The sequence below is a fragment of the Mariluticola halotolerans genome (assembly GCF_021611515.1).
Taxonomy (GTDB): Bacteria; Pseudomonadota; Alphaproteobacteria; order Rhizobiales; family Devosiaceae; genus Mariluticola; species Mariluticola halotolerans.
Map to the genome: position 1 here is coordinate 1,820,172 of NZ_CP090960.1, position 16,654 is coordinate 1,836,825.

Consider the following 16,654-nt stretch of genomic DNA (forward strand, 5'->3'; position numbering starts at 1 on the left):
AGGATGTTCCAAAGGGGCCGCCGGCGACCGTGGAAACGTCTTTAATCGCGCGCGGTGCCCTTGTTTTCGTCTGCACCGGCAAAAAGCGCATCAAAGGGCAATGGCGTGCCGGTCTTGACCGGCTTGGTGACGATATAGGTGTAATAGCGGGAGAAACCGAGCCCCTGTTCCAGCAAGGTATCGATCAGGCGCTGATAGGCGTCGATATCGCGGATGACGATTTGCAGCAGATAATCGAACCCGCCCCCCAGCGCCCAGCAGCCGGTGATTTCGGCCCGCTCATGGATGGCGCGCTCAAATTTCTGGAACGTGTCCGCCTTGTGCCGTTCCAGTTCAACGGTCACGAAAACCGTGACATTGGGAACGATCTTTTTCAGCGAGATTTCAGCGTGATAGCCATTGATCAGCCCAGCGGCTTCCAATCGCTTCAGCCGCTCCCAGCAGGGGCTGGGCGAGAGGTTGATGCGCTTGGCCAGTTCGGCCTTGGAAATACGCGCCTCAGCGGAAAGCACCTTCAGTATTTCAATGTCGCGGTCATCAAGTTTAAACATAATATAAGGGTGCCATTCTGGATTTCATCAACTTGATATTGCCGTGCCCTTGCCCGCTTTTATGCTCAGGCTGAAGGCGTGGGTGGCGATCGCCGTATCCTGTGCACCGGTGCCGGTCAAATCGCAAATGGTGATGTCGTTATCGCTTTTGCGGGAAGTGATCGCGCCGGTGACGACCTGGCCCAGTTCAGCCGGCGGCTCTCCCTGCCAAAGCCCGGTGGCCAACGCACTCCGTAACTCACCCAGCGCTTCACACTGGCTGACCCGATCACAGATATAGGCATCAGCGGCGGTCAGCGCCTGCGAATCGATTTCGTTCTTCTCCCCCTGGTCCGAGCCCATGGCGGTGATATGGAGGCCCGGATGCAACCAGTCCGCCATCAGCACCGGGCTGCGCGACGGGGTGGTGGTGATCACCAACTGGCTTTGCTCGACCAGACGGGCCGGATCGGTTTCCGCCCGCGCGTCAACACCAAGACGGGCCGCAATATCGGCGGCACAGGCTTCAGCCTTTGCCGTGTCGCGGCCCCAGACCAGCACTTTGGTGAACGGGCGCACCAGGTGCGCGGCTTCAATTTGCAGCCGCGCCTGCACCCCGGTGCCGATCACCCCGGCGGTCGTCACCATTTCGGGTGCCATGTGCCGGGCGGCAACAGCGCCGGCGGCGGCGGTGCGGATATCGGTCAGATAGCCATTATCAAGAAACAGCGCTTCCACCAGACCGGTTTTGGCCGAGAACAGTACCATCAACCCGTTAAGGCTCGGCAGGCCCAGTTTGGGATTGTCGAAAAAGCCGGGACTGACCTTGATGGCAAAACCATCGAAGCCTGGGATATAGGCGGTTTTGACATCCACCTCGCCATTGGCCTCGGGTATGGCCATGGACAAGATGGGCGGCATGATCACCTTGCCGCCGGCGAGCGCTGCAAAGGCGCGCTCAACCACATCAATCGCGGCCAGATCGAGTTTGACGACCTGACGCAGTTCGGCCTCGGTCAGGATGCGGATATCATGCGCCATAGGGCTGCCCCGCAATTGTGAGATCGCCCAGAGAGACATCGCGCCCGTTGATGATATCGGTGAAGGCGGTCATATCCACATTACGCCCGGTGATGATACTGGCAATCGGGCCATTGGCTTTCGGCAACTTGCCCGCCTCAAGTGCTGCAATGCCGACAGCAGACGCGCCTTCGGCGACCATGCGGTCCTCATAATAAAGCGTTTGCATGGCGTGATAGATTTCGGCTTCGGTGACGAGAACAATGTCATCGAGCAGGTCGCGGCAAAGGGCAAAGGACAGCCGGTTTTCAAGCCCAATACCGCCGCCAAGGGAATCGGCAAGGCTCGCCACTTCCTCGACTTCAACCGGATGGCCGGCGCGCACCGATGCATGCATGGCTGCGCCGCGATCCATCGAAATACCGATCACGCGGGTTTTGGGGCTGATGGCCTTGACCGCGAGGGCTATCCCTGCAGCCAGCCCGCCGCCTGACAAGGGCACCAGCACCATATCGATCTCGGGCCGGTCCTCGAACAGTTCGAGGCCAATCGTCCCCTGCCCGGCAATGACAAACGGATCATCAAACGGCGAGATTTCCGCCAGACCTTCTGCCTGGCACAGTCGCTGGCTTTCCGCCTGCGCTTCGTCCTGGCTAACCCCCTTGATGCGCACTTCAGCGCCGAGCGCCTCAATACCGTCAATCTTGGTTTGCGGTACGAGAGACGACATGCAGATCACCGCGCGCAGACCACGGGCGCGGGCGGCAAAGGCGACGCCCCTGCCGTGATTGCCGGTCGAGCAACAGGTCACCCCGGTCGTGCCTTCAGGCAAGTTGAACACCGCATTGGCCGCGCCGCGCAGTTTGAAGGCGCCGGTCGGTTGTGTGGTTTCAAGCTTGAGCAGAAAGTCCTGCCCGGCAAGCGCACTCAAATGCGGTGACAGGATCAGGGGAGTGCGGGCGGCAGTGCCATAAATCGAATTGCGGGCCGCCAGAATATTGGCGAGCGATAGCGTCATCCAGCCTCCAGCACCGCACTGAGAAATTGCTGTGTACGCTCTCGTTGCGGGTTGCCAAAAATGACATCCGGGCTGCCCTGCTCTTCAATACTGCCCTGATAAAAGAAGCAGATCCGATCAGAGATTTCCTTGGCAAAGCCCATCTGGTGGGTGACCATGAGCATGGTCAGCTTGTATTCGGCGACAAGTTTGCGGATGACACTGGTCACCTCGCCGATCACTTCGGGATCAAGCGCGGAGGTGACTTCATCGAACAGCATGATTTTCGGCCGCATGGCCAACGCCCGGGCAATGGCAACGCGTTGCTGCTGGCCGCCGGACAGGCGCGAGGGATGCTGGTCGACCTTGTCCTCAAGCCCCACAAGACCCAGCAGTTCGATGGACCGGTCGCGCGCCTCGTCTTTCGATAGACCGAGCACGTGCACCGGCGCTTCCATGCAGTTTTCAAGCGCGGTCATATGCGGGAACAGGTTGAAGTGCTGGAAGCACATGCCAATGTTCGAACGCATCCTTTGTACGTGCTTGCGATTGGCCGGCACCAGTTTGCCATCGCGTTCCATATGGGTCAGCGGTTCGCCATCCACATAGATGACGCCACCATTGATGGTCTCCAGCGTCATCAGCATGCGCAGAACGGTGGTCTTGCCGGAACCGGATGGGCCGATGACGGTCACCATTTCCCCTGCGTCCACATCGAGATCAAGCGCATCGAGCACCACCAGATCGCCATAGCGCTTGGTCACATTCATGAACCGCACCATGGGAATTTTGTCACCGGTCAGGCGCAGCGGATATTTTGAAAGATCTTCTGTCATTTGCTCATTCCGAGTTTCTGGCGGACCCAGGATTCAAAATTGCGGATCAGGGCGGCGGTGGGCAGGGAGATGAGCAGGAAGATAATGCCCACCATGGTATAGGGTTCGAGGAAGCGATAACTCTCGGAACCAATCGCATTGGCCGTGTGCATCAATTCCGCCACGCCGATCACCGAAAGCATGGGCGTGTCCTTGAAAATCCCCACCAGATAATTGCCCATGCCGGCCAGCGAAGGCGGCAGGGCCTGGGGAATGATAATGCGGCGATAGGTATGGGCCATGCTCAGATTGAGCGCGGTTGCCGCCTCCCATTGCCCTTTCGGCACGCTATCGAGACCGCCACGGTAAACTTCGGACAAATAGGCTGCATAGTGCAGGCCAATGGCGATCATACCCGCGGTCCAGGGCGACAGGCGAATGCCGAATTGCGGTCCGACGTAGAAAACAAAGAATATCTGCAACACCAGCGGGGTGGAACGGATGAACTCCACCAGCTCGCGCATGACAAAGGTCAAAGGCTTGATCGGCGTGCGCTGCGCCAGCGCCAGCACGAGGCCCAGTACAATGGCGATCCCGTAGCCAATGCCCGCCGCCATCAGCGTATTGCCGGTGGCCACAAGCATTTTGGGCAGGATCTCCCAGACGAAACTCCAGCGCCAGTCAAACATGTCAGGCCCTTCCCATTCTGCGCGCCATGAAGCGTTCGAGCCAGCGCATGGACGGCGTCAGGATAAAGCGCGCCAGAATGTAGTAGATGATGAGCGCGGTGCCGAAAGCCTCGGCGGACTGGAAGGTCAGCCCGTTGATCTGCTTGGCCTCGAACATCAGGTCGGCGACAGCAATCAGCGAGACAAGGGCGGTGCCCTTGAGCAATTCGATCAGCAGATTACCCCAGGGCGGCAGCATGATGACGAGTGCCTGCGGCAGGATGATGCGCAGCATGCGCTTGGCCGGTGTCATGTTCAGCGCTTGAGCGGCTTCCCACTGCCCCTTGGGCACGGCAAGAATAGCCCCGCGCACCAGCTCGGCCCCATAGGCGCCAAGGTTCATGCCGACCGCCACAAAACCGGCGGTGAACTTTTCAAAGGAAATACCGAATAGCGGTAGCACGAAAAAGATCCAGTAAAGCTGGACCAGCAAAGAGGTGCCACGGAAAATTTCGATGTAAACCATGGAAACGCCAGAGACCACCTTGTTGCGCGACATGCGCATAAGACCGGCGGAAAGGGCGAGAACAATGGCGAGAATGGCGGACAGCACGGTCTGAAGGATCGTGACTATCGTACCGTCTATAAAGCGTGGGCCGTATTGCCCGAGGAATTCAAGATAGCTCATGCCGTGTCCCCCGGCGTGTTACGACTGGCGCCCATCTGAATTGACCGGCAGGGATTATGCCCCTGCCGGCCGAAAAGTCCCAGGGATTAGCGGTTAGCGCAAACCCATTCGGTAGTACGGTCACCCGGAAGGGTGCTTTCGTCGTAGCCGTACTCGGCGACTGTCGCGAGCATTTCATCGGAGCCAAGGTATTCGGCCTGGGCTGCGTTGAACTTGTCGAGGAAATCCTGATCGGCATCGCGGAAGCCGATACCAGCCCAGTTGAAAGTGTCTTCCGGCATTGCATTGGCGTCGGAAACATCAACTGCGCCATCGGAGCTGACAGCCAGCTGCTTGACGGTGAAATATGTACCGGCACCCGCATCAGCGCGGCCAGCTTTGACGGCAGCGAGGATTTCGGTGGGGCCAGGCACCTGCATGATCTTGTCTTCCGGCACACCGGCGGCCTTGGCCGCTTCGATGTTGGAATAACCAGCGCCGGTCACCATCATGGCGTCGGCATTCTTGATGTCTTCGTAATTGCCCAGATTTTTGGGGTTACCGGCAGCAACAATGAAGCCATCACCGATTTTGGCCATCGGCTCGGAGAAAGCGATGTTCTCGCAGCGGCTTTCCAGAATGTTCATGCCGCCGGTGATGATGTCAAAACGGTTCGCCTTGAGACCGGGAATAAGCCCGCCCCATTCGGTGTTGACCGGCTCGATATTGTCATAGCCCATCTTGGCCAGCACAGCGATTGTGTAGGCGTTCACGAAACCTTTGGGGTCACCATTTTCGCCGGGATAGGCGAAAGGAATTTCATTGGCAAAGCCGATGCGGATGGCCTCACCATTCTCGATACGATCCATGAGGGGGCCCGCTTTTGCCGCAACGGCACCCAGCGCAACGGCGATGGCACCTGCTGCAATCGCGACCTTGAAAAAAGACTGTCCCATTAATGTTCTCCTTCGTTTTCCCTGTTGTTGTGTACAACATCGCACGATTTCAACCTGAGTCAATGCGAAAGCCGATATTTCGCTTGGAACTTTCCCATATTTCCTCCTAGATGTGTACATATAGACATCCTGGCAGGAGTTTCTGGAGATGGGTCACAGCAATCGGATTGAACAGTTCCAGTTCACTGATGCGGAATATGAACGGCGTCTGAGCAAGGTGCGTGCAGCCATGACTGCCGCCGAAATTGACGTGCTTTTTGTCGAGGACCCTTCGAACATGGCATGGCTGACCGGCTATAATGGCTGGTCATTCTATGTGCATCAGGGGGTTCTGGTTTTTCACGATGCCGACCCGGTGTGGTGGGGCCGTGCCCAGGATGCCAATGGGGCCTTGCGCACCGTCTGGATGGATGATGACCGGATCTCCTGGTATCCAGACCATTACGTGCAATCGAGCGCCTGCCACCCAATGGAACTGCTCGCCGCCTCCTTGCGTGATCGCGGTTATGGCAACAAGCGTGTCGGCGTTGAAATGGAGAACTACTATTTCACCGCCAAGGCCTTCCTGACCTTGCAAAGCGAGATGCCCGACGCGTTTTTTGTCGATGCCACCTCGCTGGTCAATTGGCAGCGCGGGGTCAAATCCGACGAAGAGCTGAGCCATATGCGCAAGGCTGCCCGCATTTCCGAAAAGATCATTGATGGCATTTACGAGCGGGTTGAACCGGGCGTCCGCAAAAGCGAGATCGTGGCACAGATCTATCATGATGCGTTACGCGGGGTTGGCGAGGACTGGGGTGATTACCCAGCGATTGTGCCACTTCTGCCCAGCGGCTCGGATGCGGCCGCCTCGCATCTGACATGGGACGGACGCGTGTTTGAAAAGGACATGGGCACGTTCTTTGAAATTTCCGGCTGTTACCGCCGCTATCATGTGCCCTTCTGCCGTACGGTCTATCTCGGCCAGCCACCGCAACACATGATCGACGCGGAAAAGGCCTTGATTGAAGGGCTGGCGGCGGGGCTTGAAGCGGCTGTTGCGGGCAATACGGCAGCGGATATCGCCCGGGCGCTCGAGGCCAGCCTTCTGACCGCGGGGATTGAGCGCAATGCGCGGGCCGGTTATCCGATCGGGTTGTCCTATCCACCCGATTGGGGCGAGCGCACCATTTCCATCCGCTCAGATGACAATACGGTTCTGGAACCGGGCATGACGTTTCATTTCATGCCGGGGCTTTGGATGACGGATTGGGGGCTTGAGATTACCGAAAGCATCCTGATCAAGGACAAGGGGCCGGCGGAATGCTTTTGCGACCGCCCCCGCGAAATATTTATCAAGAAGTAGAGTTGAGGGAAGTTATGGCGCTGATCGATGACACAAAGGCCATTCTGGCTGATCTTGTCGCCTTCCCAACCGTTTCGGCAGACAGCAATCTGGAATTGATCGCCTATGCGGCGGAACGGCTTTCCGCGTGCGATGCAAGCCTTCACGTCATGCGGGACGAAAGCGGGCACAAGGCCAATCTGTTTGCAACCATCGGCCCGCAGGTCGACGGAGGCATTGTCTTGTCCGGCCATAGCGATGTGGTGCCGGCCCTCGCAGAGGAATGGCAATCGGACCCGTTTGTCCTGCGCGAGGCGGATGGCCGGCTTTATGGCCGGGGCACCTGTGACATGAAGGGGTTTATTGCCGCAACGCTCGCCATGGCGCCCCGCTATGGAAAACTGGGGCTGAAGCGACCGATCCATTTTGCCTTCACCTATGATGAAGAAGTGGGGTGCCTTGGTGCGCAGCACCTGATCAATGACCTGACGTCGATGGGCATCAAACCCTCGGTTGCCATTATCGGCGAGCCGACGGAAATGCGCATCATTGAGGGTCATAAAGGGTGCTTTGAGTATACCACGCATTTCACTGGGCTGGAGGGGCATGGTTCACGCCCCGAACTGGGAGTTAATGCGGTTGAATATGCCGTGCGTTATGTGACGCGCATGATGCAGCTCGCCGCTGACGTCCAGAAAATGGCCCCGACGGACAGCCGGTTTGAGCCACCCTGGACCACGGTTCAGGTGGGACAGATTTCGGGGGGAATGGCGCGCAACGTCATTCCGGGCCATTGCGCGGTTGAATGGGAAATGCGACCTGTCAGCAAGCGGGATGCTGACCATGTCAAATCCGGCCTTCAAACCTATTGTGACGAAGTGCTTTTGCCTGCAATGCAACATGTCAGCCCCGAGGCGGGAATTCTCACCGAAACAATTGCCGAAGTCGCCGGGCTGGTGCCGGCCGATGCCAATGAAGCGCGCGCCATCGTCTCGGCTTTGACCGGACAGGACGATGCCGATCTGGTCGCCTTTGGCACCGAGGCGGGATTGTTCCAGTCGCTGGGCATGTCAGCGGTTATCTGCGGGCCTGGCTCGATTGCCCAGGCGCACAAGCCCGACGAATTCATCGCCATATCCGGGTTGCAAGACTGCCTCGACATGCTGACGGGGCTTGAAGAAAAGCTGTTGGCATGAAGAAACCGGTGAAACTGCCAAAGCCGCCCGCCGCACAGCGCACCGAAGTGCGCACCAGCATTGCGCGCGAACGTTTCATGCGGCTGTCCTATACGTTGCGGGACCGGATTTGTATGCTCGACTATCCACCGGGCAAGTGCCTCAGCGAGGAGACGCTGGCCGCCGAATTCGGCGTCAGCCGCACGCCGTTGCGGCGGGCCTTGGGCTGGCTGGAATCGCAGGGGCTTTTAACCTCAGTGCAGGGTGTCGGCACAATCGTCACCGATATCGAGATCGATTCCCTCGCTCAGGTTTATCAGCTGCGCATGGAACTGGACCAATTGCTGGGCACGCTCTCCCCGGTGCCGCCGACAACTGAGACCATCGGCCAGTTCCAGCAATTGTTCGAGCGCAGTTGCGCCCTGGTTTTCGCGCCCGATGCGCGGGGATTTGGCCGGCTGAATATCGACTTCTTTCACGCGCTCATGCGCCTGACCGATAACGAGCCCTTGCGGGATATTTCTGAACGCCTGTTCTATCAGGCCAGCCGCATCTGGCTGAAATCGCTGCCGCACATGAACCTTGCCCATGAACTGGCGATTTTCTCACGCGAGATCGCTGACATCATGGCGGCTGTGGAGGTGGGGGATCTCTCGGCGGCGGGCCATATCAGGCGCTCGCATATTTCCATGGGGTTCATCCGGCTGAAAAAACACCGGGACATGGAATTTCAAAAGCCGCTGACCACATAAAGCGGCAGGCGAACCGGCATCAACCGGAGCGCGTGCCACCTTCTTGCAAAACTGTATTCGACGCAGCGCTATACGGCGATAGCCGTGCGCGGCAGTTCCGAGAAAATCTCCGGACCATCTTCGCGCAGGATGACGATTTCTTCCAGCCGCAGGCCGAATTGTCCGGCCAGATAAATGCCCGGCTCAATGGAAAACACCATGCCCGGCTCCAGAACGGTTTCAGCGCTGGCCGTGATATAGGGCGGCTCGTGAATATCGATGCCAAGACCATGGCCGGTGCGGTGCACAAATTTGTCGCCATATCCGGCTTTCGTAATCACATCACGGGCGGCCTTGTCGACCTGCTTCGCCTTGACGCCCGGGCGCGCAGCCTCCAGCGCCGCGCCGACTGCTGCCTCAAGAACGGCATGCACTTCGGCAAAGTTTTCAGGCTCGGTGCCGCAATAGCCGACACGGGTCATGTCGCTGGGATAGCCGCCAATCCGGCAGCCGGTGTCGATCAACACAGCGTCGCCAGCCTTCAGCTTTGTTGTTCCCGTGTGATGGTGCGGAAACGCGCCATTGCCGCCAAAGCATACGCTGGTGAATTCCTGGACGGCGCCGTTGGCCTTATAGAATTCTACGATCACATTGGCGATTTCGATCTCGGTGACGCCGGGCTTGAGCGCCGCAAAACCGGTTTCCATCGCCCGGTCATTGAGCAGTGCACAGGCCTTGAGGGCCTTGTATTCAGCGTCGTCTTTCAAGGCCCGCAGATGGCCGATTGTATCATTTGTGAAACGGCGGCTTGCGCCGGGCAGTGCATCGAGCAGCAGCAGCGCGAAATCGGCGCGCATGGTCTCGTCGAGAACGACACTTGGCGCGTCGCGGTCAATATTGGTGGCATCAAGCAGGGCCTTGAGCGCTACGTCGGGGCCATCGGCATCGGACCATGGGAAAAATGGCAGGTCGGTGTGCTGGCGGGCGCTATCAACATTGAGCGCGGGCATCAGAAAACCGGCATAGGTCTGGCTGACCAGCAGCATCACGGGGCGCTCGTCGCCATGGGGAGACAGGTCGGCCAGCCACTGCATGTGGCTTGATGGGCCGATGGCAATCAGGTCCGTTTTGGTTTCGGCCATCAGTGCCTGCAGATTGGTCATGCGTTTTGTCAGGATATTCGACATTTTGGTGTCCCCGAGGGTGAAAACAAAAACCGGGCCGCCGCAGCGGCCCGGCATAATCGATGCGTCAGGTCTTACTTGGAGACCAGACGGTAATAAACGAAGTCGGATGTCGCGCCATTGACATAGCCGTTCACATTCGGAGCCATCGCGACTTCATAAGCGGCCTGGAACATGATGACGATCGGCGAATTTTCCTGCACTTTTTTCTGCAGGTCGACATACATCTCGTTGCGCTTTGCCTGATCAGCTTCAGCGAGCGCTGCGGTGACTTCCTTGTTCATGTCATCCGGCACAGCCCAGGCATTCCGCCATGTGGTGGTCGCCTGGTAGTTTTCGTCCGAATTGTCCGAATTGTAGGCGAAAGCCTTGGCGTTGGAATGCGGATCCATGAAATCAGGACCCCAATACAACAGCATGGCTTCGTGGGTACGCTCACGATATTTGGTGATGACCTGCGCGCCCGTGCCCGGAATGATGTCGAAATTGATGCCCGCTTCGGCAAAACCTGCCTGCAGCGATTGCGCCATATCGGTAAACGGGGTGGCGTTGATCACGTCGAGGGTCACATTGATCGGTGTTTCGATACCGGCATCGGCGAGGATCTGCTTGGCCTTTTCCACGTCATAGGTATAGGGGGTTTCGTCATAGGAACCGGGGAAACCCTTTGGCCAGAATGCCTGATGCACTTCCATCTGGCCTTTGAGGAAACTGTCGGTCATGCCCTTGTAGTTGACGAGGTAACGGGCCGCTTCCCACACAGCTTCCGGCTGCAGGGCTTCGGTCTTCTGGTTGAACGAGAGGAAATGCACAGCGGCCTGCGGGAAGGTTTCAACCTTCACATCGCCCTCAAGCCCGGCAATCTGGTCCGGGGTCAGGTTCTTGGCCATATCGACGTCGCCGGACTGCAGCAGCAATTGCTGGGTTGCCGCTTCCGCCACGTGACGCACGATAACCGAATTCACCTTGGGCGCGCCCTTGAAGTAATCAGGGTTGGCATTGAGGCGGATGATTTCAGCCGGACGGTAGCCTGCCAGCTCGAAAGGACCGGAGCCGGCGGAATTGGCATTAAGCCAGGCATTGCCCATGTCACCATCGGCTTCATGGCTCATCACGGTGACTTCATCAACGACCGAGGCCGGACGGGCCGCCAGCACGTTGAGCACGAAGGCAGACGAGAAATCGCCATCATATTTGATGGTGACGGTATTGCCTTCGGCGGTGACCATGTCGTCAACATTTTCAGGGGTCCAGCCAAGCTGGGTGAGAATGAAGGCGGGGGTCAGGTTGAGCTTGATCACGCGGGCGAGCGAGAAGACCACGTCTTCGGCACGCACGGGATTGCCGGAATGGAAGGTCACACCATCACGCAGGGTGAAGGTGATGGTCTTGGCCGCATCATCGGCGGTCCATTCGGACGCCAGACCGGCGGAGAGAACCGAGGGGTCCTCGGCATCATACTGGACCAGACGGTCATAGACATTGGTGACGAGTTCACCGGAGGTGAATTCGTACGCCTGAGCGGGATCGATGGCGACGATGTCATCGATATTCTGGGCAACGACCAAAACGTCGGCGGGCGTTTCAGCCAGCACAGCGACGGGGCTCATCGGCAAGGCGATGGCCGCCGCAAACAATGCGGCTCTTGCGAATTTCATCAGTGTTTCTCCTTTGACTTGGCAGTTTTCTTGTTGGCGTTTCTGGCCGGCTTGGCACCGGACGTGTTTGCGTCATCCGGCAAAAGCCGTGGCTTTGCCGTGGAACGGAAAAGGGCCAGCGTGCCCGTCCATAAAAGGCGCGCCGGTTTGTCTGTGTGGTTGGACCATGCATGCGGATGATTGCCGCGAAAATGGAGGCTATCCCCCGCCGACATGATCATGTCTTCATCGCCGAGACGCTGAGTGATCTCGCCTTCAAGGATATAGAGAATTTCCTCGCCCTCATGGGCAACGGTCTCGGACCGGTAGCCGGGCGGCACGGTCATGACGAAGGAGGACAATACATTGCCGGGGAAATCGGCACCCAGCCGCTCATAGACCACGGAGGATCCATCGATGGAAAATTTCGGCCGTCCCCCCTCGCGGGTCAAAGCCTCACGCGTATTGGGGGTGGAGATGAAATAGTCGATGCCCACCTCAAGTGCGCGGGCAATCTGGGCCAGCGTGCCAAGCGAGGGTGTAGCGTGGTCGCGTTCGACCTGGGAGAGGTAGCCGACGGAAACCTGGGCCCTGTCGCCCAGCGCCTGCAAGGTGAGATGCATCTGGCGGCGGCGGGCGCGAATAAGCGCACCGACTTTTGGATGATTATCAGCTTCGTTTCTGGCTAGCGCCTCAGCCATTACCTGTCCTCGTCCCACAATAATTTTTTTGATATAAGCAAAATTTCTTGTATGCTCCAAGCGAAAAGTGAAAAATACGAAACCGTCGACGCCAAGGGCCCGGCGCTAGTTTGTTGTTATCAAACGGAGAATTTGGCGGCGTGACAATCGAACCGCAAACCCAGCCGCAGACGTCACCCCCCGCACCACATGCGGCAGCCGGTGGACGACAGCGGTGGATCAAGCAGACCACGACGACAATTCTTGGCTTTATTGTCACTGTGGCGCTGACCTTTCTCGGCCTTTTGGCCATTACGTTTTTCATCGGCCGGGTCATCCCGATCGATCCGGTTCTCGCCGTTGTTGGCGACCGTGCACCGCAGGCCGTTTATGATGCGGCGCGGGAAGCCATGGGGCTCGACCGGCCGTTGATCCTGCAGTTCTTCTCTTATGTGGGTGATGTGCTGACGGGTGATTTCGGCAAGTCGGTTTCAACCGGCCGTTTTGTGGCCGATGACCTCGCCCGCTTCTTCCCGGCGACGCTCGAAATGGCGACAATCGGCATTCTGATCGGGGTGTTTCTGGGCGTGCCGATGGGGGTTTATGCCGCCAGTCGGCAAGGCACATGGATTGATCAGGTCATCCGCGTCATCGGTCTTTTGGGCTATTCGGTCCCCGCCTTCTGGCTCGGCCTCGTCGGGCTGGCGGTGTTTTATGCCAATCTGCGCTGGGTCGGTGGTCCGGGGCGGATCGATATTTTCTATGACGGGCTGATCCCGCCGGTAACCGGGCTTATTCTAGTCGACAGTCTTTTGGCCGGTGATCTCGATATTTTCCGCAATGCGGTCAGCCACATTATCCTGCCCGCCTCGGTGCTGGGGTTCTTCAGCCTTGCCTATATCGCGCGCATGACCCGTTCGTTCATGCTCGACCAGCTCAGCCAGGAATTTGTCACCACCGCCCGGGTCAAGGGCGTGCCCGAGCGGCTGGTTTTGTGGCGGCATGCGTTCAACCCGATCCGCGTGCCCTTGATCACGGTGATCGGGCTTTCCTATGCCGGGCTGCTTGAAGGCTCGGTCATGATCGAGGTTGTGTTCTCCTGGCCGGGGATCGGCAATTACCTGACCACCGCCCTTCTCAATGCCGACATGAATGCGGTGCTTGGCGCCACGCTGGTTATCGGCGCGGTCTTCATCTTCATCAACAAAATCTCCGACGTGCTTTATCGCGTCCTTGATCCGAGGGCCCGCTAATGGCTTCGACACGCGACTGGCTGCTTGACGACAGCCCCGCCTCCCTGCTGCAGGCCAATCTCGGGCGCAGCTATCGCATCGTTCTGGCGCTGATGCGCAATCCGCTGGCCGTTGTCGGGGCGTTCATCATTTTCGTGCTGATCATCACCGCCATGTTCGCGCCGCTGATCGCTCCCTTCTCCCCCATCGGGCAGGATCTGGGCAATCGTCTGCAGCCTCCCGGTGGCACCCACTGGATGGGGACGGATGAACTGGGTCGCGATATCTTTTCGCGCATTGTCTATGGCGCGCGCATTACCCTGACCATTGTCGCCCTGGTCGCGGTCATCGCCGCGCCGGTCGGGCTGCTGATCGGGGCCATTGCCGGCTATTTCGGCGGCTGGGTCGACCGGGTGATGATGGGCATTACTGATGTCTTTCTTTCCATGCCCAAACTCATTCTGGCGCTGGCCTTTGTTGCCGCCCTTGGGCCGGGCATCGAGAACGCGATCATCGCCATCGCCATTACCGCATGGCCCGCCTATGCCCGTATCGCCCGTGCGGAAACCCTGACCTTCCGGCATTCCGAATTCATTGCCGCCGTGCAATTGCAGGGGGCCTCGCCGTTTCGCATCATTGTCCGGCATATCCTGCCGCTCTGCACCTCCTCGATGATCATCCGCGTCACCCTTGATATGGCCGGGATCATTCTGACGGCGGCTGGGCTAGGCTTTATCGGGCTGGGCGCACAGCCGCCGCTGCCGGAATGGGGCGCGATGATTTCGCGCGGCCGCACCTTTATTCTTGATCAATGGTGGGTGGCGACCATGCCCGGTTTTGCCATTATTCTGGTCAGCCTCGGCTTTTGTTTTCTCGGTGACGGTTTGCGCGATGTGCTCGACCCCAAACAGGGAGACAAGCTTTGAGCACCCCCCTTCTTGAAGTCGACAACCTCCGCGTCAGCTTCCCCTCGCCGCAAGGCCGGGTGGAAGTGGTGCGCGGCATCTCGTTTTCCCTTGGCAAAGAACGCCTCGGCATTGTGGGGGAAAGCGGCTCGGGCAAATCCATGACCGGGCGCGCGATCCTTAAACTGATCCGTTCACCGGGCAAAGTGACTGCCGACAAGCTCATGTTCGATGGCATCGACATTCTGGCCCAAAGCGAAAAGCAGATGCGCGCCATTCGCGGCGCCCGCATTTCCATGGTGATGCAGGACCCCAAATTCTCGCTCAATCCGGTGATGACCGTCGGCGCACAGATTGCCGAGGCCCTCGTCACCCATACAAAATTGCCCCGCGCCGAAATCAAGGCACGGGTGCTCTCCATGCTCGAAGCCGTGCGCATCAATGATCCCGAACGGGTCGCCGGGCTTTATCCGCATGAGGTTTCGGGGGGCATGGGCCAAAGGGTGATGATCGCCATGATGCTGATCCCCGAGCCGGACCTGTTGATTGCGGACGAGCCGACCTCGGCGCTCGATGTTTCTGTGCAGGCGCAGGTGCTCGATATTATCGATGATCTGGTCACCTCCAAGGGCATGGGGCTGATCCTGATCAGCCATGACCTTAATCTGGTGTCGCGTTATTGCGACCGGATACTGGTGATGAACAGTGGCGAAGTGGTCGAGAGCTGCATCGCCAGCGAATTGTCCAACGCCCAACACCCCTATACCCGCGGCCTGCTCGCCGCGATGCCGCAAATGAATGAAACACGCGAAGAACTGCCGGTGCTTGACCGCAGCGCATGGGCGGGCACATGAGCGCCATAACCCTCACCGATCTCGACATTTCCTATGGCGAGACGCAAATCACCCATGACATCAACCTCTCCATTGCGACGGGCGAAAGCTTTGCTCTTGTGGGCGAAAGCGGCTCGGGCAAAACCACGGTTCTGCGCGCCATTGCCGGGCTGGCTCCGGAATGGACCGGGGGCATTTCGGTTTTGGGCCAAGAGCGCAGCCATGGCGTCGACCGGCAGTTTGCCCGGGTCTGCCAGATGGTGTTTCAGGACCCCTATGGCTCCCTGCATCCGCGCAAAACCGTCGATGCCAGCCTTGGTGAACCGCTTGCCATCCACGGCATTGGCAATCGCGGTGACCGGGTTGAGGCCATGCTGGAAGCCGTCGGGCTCGACCGGCGTTTCCGCTTCCGCTTCCCGCACCAGCTTTCGGGCGGCCAGCGCCAGCGCGTCGCCATTGCCCGCGCCCTGATGCTGGAGCCGAAAGTGCTGCTGCTTGATGAACCGACCTCGGCGCTTGATGTGTCGGTGCAGGCTGAAATCCTCAATCTCCTCAAGCGGCTGCGGCGCGAGCAGAACCTCACCTATCTGGTCGTCACCCACAACCTGCCGGTGGTCTCATTTCTGTGCGACCGGCTGGCGGTGATGCGCTATGGGCGGATCGTTGAGGTCGCCGATGTCGCACAATTGAAATCCGGCCAGCTGGCTGATGCCTATTCACGCGAATTGTTTGCGGCCAGCGGCGGCACTCTCGTTCAACAAATCCAGGACTAGTTTCATGACGACTGAAAATTTCGATGCCGCGCTGGCGCAATTCGACGCGGCCATCGCCACGGCCACGACGGCCATGGCCTGCTACAAGGTGTTGCAGACCCTGACCGAACAGATCGTCGGGGTGAAGCTCTTCACGGTCATGACGGTCGATATGACAGCCGAACTGGCCCGGCGCGCCTATACCAGCGACGCCGCCAATTATCCCGCCTCGGGCACAAAGCCGATCACTTATGATGACTGGTTTGAGATCGTCCATAAAAAGCGCAATCACTTCGTCGCCAACACGCTTGCCGACATTGCCAAGGTCTTTCCCGATTACGAACTGATCGGTTCGCTCGGCTGCGGCTCTGTGGTCAATTTGCCGGTGATTGCGGGCGATGAACTTCTGGCGACAGTCAACATGCTGCACGAAGAGCAATATTTCACACCGGAACGCGTCGACCTGATCACGAAATATCTGTCGATCCCGGCCAAGGCGGCCCATCTCGCCGCCCTCCGCCTCGGCAAATAACCAATAAAAAAACACC

General features: G+C 58.7%; 18 protein-coding genes. 8 read left to right on the forward strand and 10 right to left on the reverse strand.

What is annotated here, in order from left to right; genetic code table 11:
• Positions 1-41: 41 nt before the first annotated feature.
• The 7 genes from L1P08_RS08690 to ehuB all read right to left on the reverse strand — a co-directional run bounded on the left by L1P08_RS08690 (position 42) and on the right by ehuB (position 5,653).
• Positions 42-551: an Lrp/AsnC family transcriptional regulator gene (locus tag L1P08_RS08690; RefSeq protein WP_303616633.1), complete on the reverse strand. Its 510-nt coding sequence runs from the start codon at positions 549-551 to the stop codon at positions 42-44.
• A 27-nt stretch (positions 552-578) separates the two neighbouring features.
• Complete coding sequence (locus L1P08_RS08695) at positions 579-1,571, reverse strand: cyclodeaminase (RefSeq protein WP_303616634.1); 993 nt, start codon at positions 1,569-1,571, stop codon at positions 579-581.
• Positions 1,561-2,568 carry a hydroxyectoine utilization dehydratase EutB gene (gene eutB / locus L1P08_RS08700; RefSeq protein WP_303616635.1) on the reverse strand — a complete coding sequence of 336 codons (1,008 nt, stop codon included), beginning with the start codon at positions 2,566-2,568 and terminating at the stop codon, positions 1,561-1,563. The genes L1P08_RS08695 and eutB overlap by 11 nt, the downstream gene beginning before the upstream one ends.
• Positions 2,565-3,383, reverse strand: coding sequence for an ectoine/hydroxyectoine ABC transporter ATP-binding protein EhuA (gene ehuA, locus L1P08_RS08705; protein WP_303616636.1), 819 nt, complete (start codon positions 3,381-3,383; stop codon positions 2,565-2,567). Before ehuA ends, eutB begins: the two co-directional genes overlap by 4 nt.
• On the reverse strand, positions 3,380-4,051 hold the full coding sequence (ehuD, locus tag L1P08_RS08710; protein WP_303616637.1) for an ectoine/hydroxyectoine ABC transporter permease subunit EhuD: 672 nt from the start codon (positions 4,049-4,051) through the stop codon (positions 3,380-3,382). The genes ehuA and ehuD overlap by 4 nt, the downstream gene beginning before the upstream one ends.
• Before the next feature lies 1 nt (position 4,052).
• On the reverse strand, positions 4,053-4,718 hold the full coding sequence (ehuC, locus tag L1P08_RS08715; RefSeq protein WP_303616638.1) for an ectoine/hydroxyectoine ABC transporter permease subunit EhuC: 666 nt from the start codon (positions 4,716-4,718) through the stop codon (positions 4,053-4,055).
• Positions 4,719-4,804: 86 nt separating this feature from the next.
• Complete coding sequence (gene ehuB, locus L1P08_RS08720) at positions 4,805-5,653, reverse strand: ectoine/hydroxyectoine ABC transporter substrate-binding protein EhuB (protein ID WP_303616639.1); 849 nt, start codon at positions 5,651-5,653, stop codon at positions 4,805-4,807.
• A gap of 148 nt (positions 5,654-5,801) precedes the next feature.
• Between ehuB and L1P08_RS08725 the strand changes: the two genes are divergently transcribed.
• The 3 genes from L1P08_RS08725 to L1P08_RS08735 are packed head-to-tail and all read left to right on the forward strand — an operon-like array spanning position 5,802 to position 8,904.
• Positions 5,802-6,998: a M24 family metallopeptidase gene (locus L1P08_RS08725; protein WP_303616640.1), complete on the forward strand. Its 1,197-nt coding sequence runs from the start codon at positions 5,802-5,804 to the stop codon at positions 6,996-6,998.
• 14 nt (positions 6,999-7,012) lie between these two features.
• A complete protein-coding gene (argE, locus tag L1P08_RS08730; RefSeq protein ID WP_303616641.1) occupies positions 7,013-8,173 on the forward strand; it encodes an acetylornithine deacetylase in 1,161 nt (386 codons plus the stop codon).
• Positions 8,170-8,904, forward strand: a complete 735-nt coding sequence (locus tag L1P08_RS08735; RefSeq protein ID WP_303616642.1) for a GntR family transcriptional regulator — start codon at positions 8,170-8,172, stop codon at positions 8,902-8,904. Before argE ends, L1P08_RS08735 begins: the two co-directional genes overlap by 4 nt.
• A 68-nt stretch (positions 8,905-8,972) precedes the next feature.
• On the opposite strand, the gene L1P08_RS08740 is transcribed toward L1P08_RS08735, so the two are convergent.
• The 3 genes from L1P08_RS08740 to L1P08_RS08750 form a co-directional block, all read right to left on the reverse strand.
• The gene (locus L1P08_RS08740) at positions 8,973-10,070 is read right to left on the reverse strand and encodes a M24 family metallopeptidase (RefSeq protein ID WP_303616643.1); all 1,098 of its coding nucleotides are present in this window, start codon (positions 10,068-10,070) and stop codon (positions 8,973-8,975) included.
• A 71-nt stretch (positions 10,071-10,141) separates the two neighbouring features.
• A complete protein-coding gene (locus tag L1P08_RS08745; protein WP_303616644.1) occupies positions 10,142-11,725 on the reverse strand; it encodes an ABC transporter substrate-binding protein in 1,584 nt (527 codons plus the stop codon).
• Positions 11,725-12,405, reverse strand: coding sequence for a helix-turn-helix domain-containing protein (locus L1P08_RS08750; protein ID WP_303616645.1), 681 nt, complete (start codon positions 12,403-12,405; stop codon positions 11,725-11,727). Before L1P08_RS08750 ends, L1P08_RS08745 begins: the two co-directional genes overlap by 1 nt.
• A gap of 218 nt (positions 12,406-12,623) precedes the next feature.
• On the opposite strand from L1P08_RS08750, the gene L1P08_RS08755 reads away from it, so the two are divergent.
• The 5 genes from L1P08_RS08755 to L1P08_RS08775 are packed head-to-tail and all read left to right on the forward strand — an operon-like array spanning position 12,624 to position 16,638.
• Positions 12,624-13,637 carry an ABC transporter permease gene (locus L1P08_RS08755; RefSeq protein WP_438268455.1) on the forward strand — a complete coding sequence of 338 codons (1,014 nt, stop codon included), beginning with the start codon at positions 12,624-12,626 and terminating at the stop codon, positions 13,635-13,637.
• Entirely contained in the window at positions 13,637-14,542 is a 906-nt protein-coding gene (locus L1P08_RS08760) for an ABC transporter permease (protein ID WP_303616646.1), read from the forward strand. The genes L1P08_RS08755 and L1P08_RS08760 overlap by 1 nt, the downstream gene beginning before the upstream one ends.
• Positions 14,539-15,375, forward strand: a complete 837-nt coding sequence (locus tag L1P08_RS08765) for an ABC transporter ATP-binding protein (protein ID WP_303616647.1) — start codon at positions 14,539-14,541, stop codon at positions 15,373-15,375. The genes L1P08_RS08760 and L1P08_RS08765 overlap by 4 nt, the downstream gene beginning before the upstream one ends.
• A complete protein-coding gene (locus L1P08_RS08770) occupies positions 15,372-16,127 on the forward strand; it encodes an ABC transporter ATP-binding protein (protein WP_303616648.1) in 756 nt (251 codons plus the stop codon). Before L1P08_RS08765 ends, L1P08_RS08770 begins: the two co-directional genes overlap by 4 nt.
• Before the next feature lie 4 nt (positions 16,128-16,131).
• The gene (locus tag L1P08_RS08775) at positions 16,132-16,638 is read left to right on the forward strand and encodes a GAF domain-containing protein (RefSeq protein WP_303616649.1); all 507 of its coding nucleotides are present in this window, start codon (positions 16,132-16,134) and stop codon (positions 16,636-16,638) included.
• Positions 16,639-16,654 lie beyond the last annotated feature (16 nt).

What these genes read in the sequence shown, in the direction of transcription:
- L1P08_RS08690 (WP_303616633.1), bottom strand. Translation starts at nt 551, where the DNA reads ATGTTTAAACTTGATGACCGCGACATTGAAATACTGAAGGTGCTTTCC.
- L1P08_RS08695 (WP_303616634.1), bottom strand. Translation starts at nt 1,571, where the DNA reads ATGGCGCATGATATCCGCATCCTGACCGAGGCCGAACTGCGTCAGGTC.
- eutB (WP_303616635.1), bottom strand. Translation starts at nt 2,568, where the DNA reads ATGACGCTATCGCTCGCCAATATTCTGGCGGCCCGCAATTCGATTTAT.
- ehuA (WP_303616636.1), bottom strand. Translation starts at nt 3,383, where the DNA reads ATGACAGAAGATCTTTCAAAATATCCGCTGCGCCTGACCGGTGACAAA.
- ehuD (WP_303616637.1), bottom strand. Translation starts at nt 4,051, where the DNA reads ATGTTTGACTGGCGCTGGAGTTTCGTCTGGGAGATCCTGCCCAAAATG.
- ehuC (WP_303616638.1), bottom strand. Translation starts at nt 4,718, where the DNA reads ATGAGCTATCTTGAATTCCTCGGGCAATACGGCCCACGCTTTATAGAC.
- ehuB (WP_303616639.1), bottom strand. Translation starts at nt 5,653, where the DNA reads ATGGGACAGTCTTTTTTCAAGGTCGCGATTGCAGCAGGTGCCATCGCC.
- L1P08_RS08725 (WP_303616640.1), top strand. Translation starts at nt 5,802, where the DNA reads ATGGGTCACAGCAATCGGATTGAACAGTTCCAGTTCACTGATGCGGAA.
- argE (WP_303616641.1), top strand. Translation starts at nt 7,013, where the DNA reads ATGGCGCTGATCGATGACACAAAGGCCATTCTGGCTGATCTTGTCGCC.
- L1P08_RS08735 (WP_303616642.1), top strand. Translation starts at nt 8,170, where the DNA reads ATGAAGAAACCGGTGAAACTGCCAAAGCCGCCCGCCGCACAGCGCACC.
- L1P08_RS08740 (WP_303616643.1), bottom strand. Translation starts at nt 10,070, where the DNA reads ATGTCGAATATCCTGACAAAACGCATGACCAATCTGCAGGCACTGATG.
- L1P08_RS08745 (WP_303616644.1), bottom strand. Translation starts at nt 11,725, where the DNA reads ATGAAATTCGCAAGAGCCGCATTGTTTGCGGCGGCCATCGCCTTGCCG.
- L1P08_RS08750 (WP_303616645.1), bottom strand. Translation starts at nt 12,405, where the DNA reads ATGGCTGAGGCGCTAGCCAGAAACGAAGCTGATAATCATCCAAAAGTC.
- L1P08_RS08760 (WP_303616646.1), top strand. Translation starts at nt 13,637, where the DNA reads ATGGCTTCGACACGCGACTGGCTGCTTGACGACAGCCCCGCCTCCCTG.
- L1P08_RS08770 (WP_303616648.1), top strand. Translation starts at nt 15,372, where the DNA reads ATGAGCGCCATAACCCTCACCGATCTCGACATTTCCTATGGCGAGACG.
- L1P08_RS08775 (WP_303616649.1), top strand. Translation starts at nt 16,132, where the DNA reads ATGACGACTGAAAATTTCGATGCCGCGCTGGCGCAATTCGACGCGGCC.